Below are 6,372 nucleotides of genomic sequence, written 5' to 3'. Positions count from 1 at the left end.
AGAGGGACTCGAACCCTCACATCCGTGGGACACTAACACCTGAAGCTAGCGCGTCTACCAATTCCGCCACCTTCGCATCACTGCGGAGGGGGATTCTATAGAGTTTTGGGGGAGCGTCAACAGCCAAAGGGGACTTTTTTCGCTGTTGACGCCCAAAGTGGCGCCAAGGGTACAAAACTTCAGCAATTAGCCGACGTCTGGCATTCAGTAACGGCCCAATGCGTTCTGATACATCCGTTCATACTGGGTGACCGAGTCAGGCCAGTTGAAGCGGGTGCTCATGGCATTGCGCTGCACCTTGGCAAAACGCTCCTTGTCCTGCAGGAAATAGAGCAGGCTGCGGCGCATGGTATCGAGCAGGATGGCGGCAGTCGGATCGTTGAAGCAGAAGCCGGTAGCATGCTCGGGATCCGCATCCCAATCCACCACGGTATCTTTCAGACCCCCCACGGCGCGCACCAGTGGCAGGGTGCCATAGGCGAGACTGTACATCTGGTTGAGGCCGCAAGGCTCGAACAGAGAGGGCATCAGGAAGAAGTCGGCACCGGCTTCGACCAGATGAGCCAGCCGATCGTCATAGGTGTTGATGAAGGCGAGCTTGCCCGGATAATCCCGGGCCATGGTTTGCAGTTGCGTGGCGAGCGCAGGATCGCCAGAGCCGACGATCACCACTTGTACCTGATGGTGGAGGAATTTCTCCAGCGCAGGGAGCAGCAGGGGAACGCCCTTCTGCTCGGTCAGGCGGCAAACCATGCCGTAGATGGGCAAGTCCGCCACGGCCAGCCCCGCCTCCTGCTGCAGGCTCTCTTTGCAGATCTGTTTGCCAACCATGTTGTCGATGCTGTAGGTCGCAGGCAGGAATTCGTCGAACTCAGGATCCCAGTCCTTGTAGTCGCAGCCGTTGAGGATGCCGCAGAGATCTGCCGCCCGCTGCTGGAAGATATGCGCCATGCCGTGGGCGCCGAGGTGAGTCAACAGCTCCTGGGCATAGTTGGGACTGACCGCATTGATCTTGTCGGCGTAGAGCACCCCGCATTTGAGCAGATTGACGTGGCCGTAGTCGTAGTTGATGCGGCGTTCGTAGTCGGCGATCTCGGGCATGGCCCAGAACTGCTCGCGGCCAAACACCCCCTGAAACGCCGCGTTGTGAATGCTGATCACGCTGCGGGTCTGCTGGAAGAAGGGGTTGTGGGCATGACGGGTTTTCAGCAGCAGCGGCAGCAGGCCGGTGTGCCAGTCGTTGCAGTGGGCGATGTCCGGCGCAAAGCCGAGTTGCTCGCAGGCATGGAGGGCCGCGGCCGAGAAGAAGGCAAAGCGCTCGCCATTATCCGGATAGGCCTGATTGTTCTCGGCGTAGAGCTGGGGACGATCGAAATATTGCGGGCAATCGAGCAGATAGACGCAGACGCCATCCAGCTCCATCTGGTAGATGCGATAACCGATATCCGGCAGCCCGGGGTGGGTTGGCAACCAGCGAGAAGCGACCAGTCTGGCCTCATCCCGTCGCTTTATCGTCTTGTAGAAGGGGAGCATGATCCTGACATCATGCCCCTTCTGGGCCAGGTACATCGGCAGGGCTCTGGCGACATCGGCCAGGCCCCCGGTCTTGACCAGCCCCTCAACCTCCGAGGCAACAAACAGGATTTTCAGTGGGTTAATAGCCAACTCTTGCTCCCTTAGGTACCACCACGATACCGCCTTCGGATACGGTAAATCGCTCTCTATCGTGGTCGAGATTTTCACCGATAACGGTGCCGGGCGCAATTTCAACGTTTTTATCTATGATCGCGCGCCGGATGGAGCACCCCTCACCAATCTTGATATCCCCCAGCAGCACGGACTCACTGATGTGGCTGCAGGGGCCAATATTGCAGCGGAAACCGAGGATGGAGCGCTGGATCTGGCTGCCCTGAATGAAACAACCGGCGGAGATCAGCGAGTTGGCTATCTTCACCTTGCACTCGTCGCTGTCGATGAAGGTAGCTGGTGGCAGCGCCGGATAGTGGGTGTGCAGTGGCCACTTGCGGTTATAGAGGGAGAAGGGGGGATTGTCGGCCACCAGGTCCATGTGCGCTTGCCAATAAGAGTCGAGAGTGCCCACATCCCGCCAGTAGACGTGCGGTTTCTCGCCGGGGATGACGTTGGTGCTGTAGTCATAGACATAGACGGGGGCGCGCGGGTAGAGGCTCGGGATCACATCCTTGCCAAAGTCGTGGCTGGAGTTCTCCTCGGCGGCATCCCGCTTCAACTCACGGCAGAGGGCATCGGTCTCGAAGATGTAGTTGCCCATGGAGACCAGCGCCTGGGTCGGATCGCCGGGAATGTGCTTGGGCTGCTTCGGTTTCTCCTGAAAGCCGATCATCCGTCCTTCGGTATCTACCTCGATCACCCCGAAGGCGCTCGCCTCTTCGATGGGCATGCGCAGGGCCGCGACTGTCATGGCAGCATTTTTTTGTTTGTGGAAAGTGACCATCTGGCTCACATCCATCTTGTAGATGTGGTCGGAGCCGAAGATGCAGACGTGATCCGGTTCGGCCCGCTCGATAAAGCCGAGGTTCTGGTAGATGGCATCGGCGGTGCCGTCATACCAGCGTTTGCCCATCCGCATCTGGGCCGGGATGGGATCGATAAAGCGGTCGGTGATACCGACGATATTCCACCCCTTCTTCATGTGCAGATAGAGGGACTGGGATTTGAATTGGGTTAGTACATAGATGCGTAGAAAGTCTGCGTTGACGAAGTTGTTGAGGACAAAATCGATCAGCCGGTAGCTGCCACCGAAGGGGACGGAAGGCTTGCTGCGGGTGGTGGTCAGAGGCTGCAGGCGAGTACCTTCGCCACCAGCCAAGATCATGGTCAAAATGCCAGCCATCGTATTTCTCTCCCTGAATGAACAACATGAAAAGGTTTTCAAAGCTCGGTATAAAAACACCCCTAAAGGGGTGGTTTTTATCGTGCTCTTAGTACCTTACCAGATCCCGTATGGGGCTCTCTAGCTGTTTTCTTGTACTGCTTACACTTAATTACACTTTGCTCAGATAGACCTTGAATTTGTCATCACTGCTGATCACTTCAGTCCGTTTGAAGTGTGTCTCCAGTATAGGCTGATAGCGCAAGAAGGCGTTGGCAACAATGGTCAGCGAACCATTTGGCAGCAAAAATTCCGGCGCCTTGGCCAGGAACTGCTCGGTCGCCGCATAGAAGGTTTTGAGACCCGCATGGAATGGCGGGTTGGAGACGATGTGCTGGAAACGGGTGGAGACATCCGAATAGACATCGGAAGCGGTGACCTTGCCCTGCAGACCGTTGATCGCCAGGGTGCGGCGGCTCGATTCGAGCGCCAGCGCGCTGATATCCACCATGTTGACCCGCAGATCCGGATTGCGCTTGGCCAGCACAGACCCAATTACCCCGGCGCCGCAGCCAAAATCGAGCAGCTCGCCCTTCATCGGTGGCACGGCGGCCAGCAGCATCTGGGTGCCGAGATCCAGCTCGGCGGCGCTGAAGACGCCGGGCAGCGCCAGCACGGTCAGCTCGGTATCATCCGCCTTGCACTGATAGCGGCCAAACCAGCTATCCAGATTGAAAGGTTCAACCGGCTTGCTCAGCTCACCGTGATAGAGCGAGCAGCGGCGCGCCGAATCGCGCTTTATCGGCTTTTCGCCATAGGGGGCCAGCAGCTTGTCGGCGCCATTGATGCCGCCGCGGTTTTCACCGGCCAGGAACAGATCGGCACCCGCTTCCAGCAAGGGGGTCATCATGGCCAGCAGATATTGTGCCTCGGCCTTGGCCTTGGGCATCAGCAGCAACAGGGCATCGAAGCGGGGGGCACCACCTAGCTGGTGGTCAAACAGGATCGCCTCGCCGAGGGCGGCCTGCTGGCTGCGGTAGTAGCAGTAATCGGTGGTAAAGACGGTCAGGGTCCGGGCCAGGCTCGCCAGCTGGCGGGGGTAGTCATCCTCCAGGGCGCCACAGACAAGTAGCCGCTTGCCGACAAAGAGGGCTTGGTTTCGTTCCAGCATCTGGCTGACGGCACTGATAGGGCTGCTCATCGGGTCTCTCCACGCAATTTTGGGCGGCTATTATACATAGCCCCTTTCGCCTTGACATTTATGCCGTGTTCCCGAAATATGCCCAGACACCATTTTTTGACCAGAGATGACGAAATGCGGTTCAACGGGTCGAAACGAAAGCACAAAAAAAGCCTGAAATTCGGGCCTGCCGACGTTCGCGCGTAACCTCTCATCCCTGAGAAGCTTCAAACCCCGGTTGCGCACATCGTACCGGGGTTTTTTATTGCCATATGCGCGTCATTTAGGAGAAGGAGATCCCATGTTTCAAGGTTCAATCGTTGCGTTGATCACCCCGTTTCGACAGGGAAAGCTGGATGAAGAGGCGCTGCTGCGTCTGGTGGAGTGGCATATCGAGCAGGGTACTCACGGCATTGTGCCGGTGGGTACCACGGGGGAGAGCCCGACCCTGACCCACGACGAGCACTGCCGGGTGGTGGAGCTGGTGGTCAAACAGGTCGCTGGCCGTATTCCGGTGATTGCCGGAGCGGGCTCCAACAATCCGGTCGAAGCCATCGAGTACACCCTCCATGCCGAGCGGGTGGGGGCTGATGCCACTCTGCATGTGGCCGGTTACTACAACCGCCCCAATCAGGAGGGGCTCTACCACCACTTCAAGGCGGTACACGATGCCACCGCCAAGCCGATCATTGTCTACAACATCCCGCCGCGCGCCATCGTTGACGTGCAACCCGCGACCCTGGCCCGTCTGGCCGAGCTGCCGCGCATTGCCGGGGTGAAAGATGCCACCGGCGATCTGGCGCGCCCCTGGACCGAGCGCCAGCTGATCAAAAAGCCCTTCGCTTGGCTCTCCGGTGAAGATGCCACTGCGGTTGCTTACAACATCGGCGGCGGTCAGGGCTGTATCTCGGTGACCGCCAACGTGGCGCCCAAGCTGGTGGCCGAGGTGCAGAACCTCACGCTGGCGGGCAAGTGGCAAGAGGCGCGTGAGCTGCAAGACAAGCTCATTCCGCTCCATCAGGCGATGTTTGCCGAGCCGAGCCCGGCTGGTGCCAAGTATGCAGCCTCTCTGCTCGGTTTCTGCAGCGAGGAGTGCCGTCTACCAGTGATGCCACTGTCGGAGGCGACTCGCGAGCGCATTCGCAGCGCCATGCAGCAGCTCAACCTGCTGTAATGCAAAACGGGTGAGCCAAGGCTCACCCGTTTTGTTTTTGGCTTTTGTATTTACGACATCGCCCCACTCAGGCTGCGTGATGCAGCCAGGCGGCGATGGCCAGTTGCAACTCGACATATGCCGGATAGAGGAAGAGCTCGGCCAGCTCTGCAGGCCACTCGTTTTGCTTGCCCGATTGGGCTTGCAGATGGGCGTGCAGGCTGGACAATGCTGGCAGCCAGGGCGTTGGTTGTGGCAGCGTGGCCGCACTGCGGGCGACCAGATCGATCCCTTGGCACAGGGCTGCGAGTGCCCGCTGTTGAATGCCTTTATCCTGAGGATGCTCCAGCCAGAGCTGCTCGTGATGCTGCCAGTGGCGCAGCCCCTCGCTTACCCCCGTTATGCCATCCATACCTTCATGTTCGACCAGCGCCTGCAGGGCCAGCGGTTTGCCAAGACCAGCCAGTCGATAGCCGCGCTGGGCCTTGGATTGGGCGCCGAGGCGCAGCCCGCCGATCCTGGCGAGGCGTTGGGCCAGTGCAAACAGCGCCGCGGTAGCACCTGATTTGAGCTCCAGTTCCAGCTCGTTGATGGTGGTGCTGCCCTGACTGCCGACTATCTCTCCCTGATCCCAGGCCAGCTCAATCTCGGCCCCCTCGAAGGCGATCAGACAATGGCGGCGCAGGAAGTCGGTACGAAACTGGGCGACCAGCTGCTGCTGAATGTGATCACGCTCGGTCAGGGTCGGCCAAATCTCATCGGGAAAGGCCGAGAGAGTCGGCAGATCGCCGCTCACGGGAGCGTTGTACTCGGGTCTGGCGTGCAGGCCGCCCACCACCTGACCGCGGCATTTGATAGTCTGCTCGGCGAAGGCGTCGCAGCGGCGGATCCGCAGTCCCATCTCCAGCTGGCGCAGAGCCAAGGTCGGCGTATCGAAATAGACGTTGCCGAGCTGCTGTTGTGACGATTCTTTAATCTCAAGAGAATTCAGCAGGTTGGATAACTCGGCTTGAATGTCGCGGGCGACAAAAAACTTTATCTCGATCTCAGTTTGCATAGTCATTCCGGGCTGGCAGGCAACTTTGGGGGGCAGGATTCGGGTCGCGGGGATATAATGCCCGCGAGACGACTAGATTAATTCGCGGTTTAATTGAGGGCGCAGTTCGGTTACCATGCGCGCCTCATAAA

5 protein-coding genes are annotated in these 6,372 nt (G+C 58.9%); 1 reads left to right on the top strand and 4 read right to left on the bottom strand.

Translation table 11 applies throughout. The features are described 5' to 3' along the window. Positions 1-204 precede the first annotated feature (204 nt). The 3 genes from glgA to rsmC all read right to left on the bottom strand — a co-directional run bounded on the left by glgA (position 205) and on the right by rsmC (position 4,052). Positions 205-1,665, bottom strand: coding sequence for a glycogen synthase GlgA (glgA, locus tag G5306_RS13630; RefSeq protein ID WP_421312988.1), 1,461 nt, complete (start codon positions 1,663-1,665; stop codon positions 205-207). Next, on the bottom strand, positions 1,655-2,872 hold the full coding sequence (glgC, locus tag G5306_RS13625; RefSeq protein ID WP_216952148.1) for a glucose-1-phosphate adenylyltransferase: 1,218 nt from the start codon (positions 2,870-2,872) through the stop codon (positions 1,655-1,657). Before glgC ends, glgA begins: the two co-directional genes overlap by 11 nt. A 151-nt stretch (positions 2,873-3,023) precedes the next feature. After that, positions 3,024-4,052 (bottom strand): 16S rRNA (guanine(1207)-N(2))-methyltransferase RsmC, encoded by a 1,029-nt coding sequence (gene rsmC / locus G5306_RS13620; protein WP_421312987.1) that lies wholly within the window; start codon positions 4,050-4,052, stop codon positions 3,024-3,026. Positions 4,053-4,332: 280 nt separating this feature from the next. On the opposite strand from rsmC, the gene dapA reads away from it, so the two are divergent. Continuing rightward, positions 4,333-5,205 (top strand): 4-hydroxy-tetrahydrodipicolinate synthase, encoded by an 873-nt coding sequence (gene dapA / locus G5306_RS13615; RefSeq protein ID WP_043820620.1) that lies wholly within the window; start codon positions 4,333-4,335, stop codon positions 5,203-5,205. A 67-nt stretch (positions 5,206-5,272) separates the two neighbouring features. On the opposite strand, the gene G5306_RS13610 is transcribed toward dapA, so the two are convergent. Beyond that, complete coding sequence (locus G5306_RS13610; protein ID WP_421312986.1) at positions 5,273-6,241, bottom strand: inorganic triphosphatase; 969 nt, start codon at positions 6,239-6,241, stop codon at positions 5,273-5,275. Positions 6,242-6,372: the final 131 nt, after the last annotated feature.

Origin of the sequence: Aeromonas sp. 603404 (genome assembly GCF_049171775.1) — a bacterium.
GTDB classification, from domain to species: domain Bacteria; phylum Pseudomonadota; class Gammaproteobacteria; order Enterobacterales; family Aeromonadaceae; genus Aeromonas; species Aeromonas veronii_A.
Note: the sequence above shows the minus strand (reverse complement) of the source record. Positions and strands in the feature narration are given on the sequence as shown.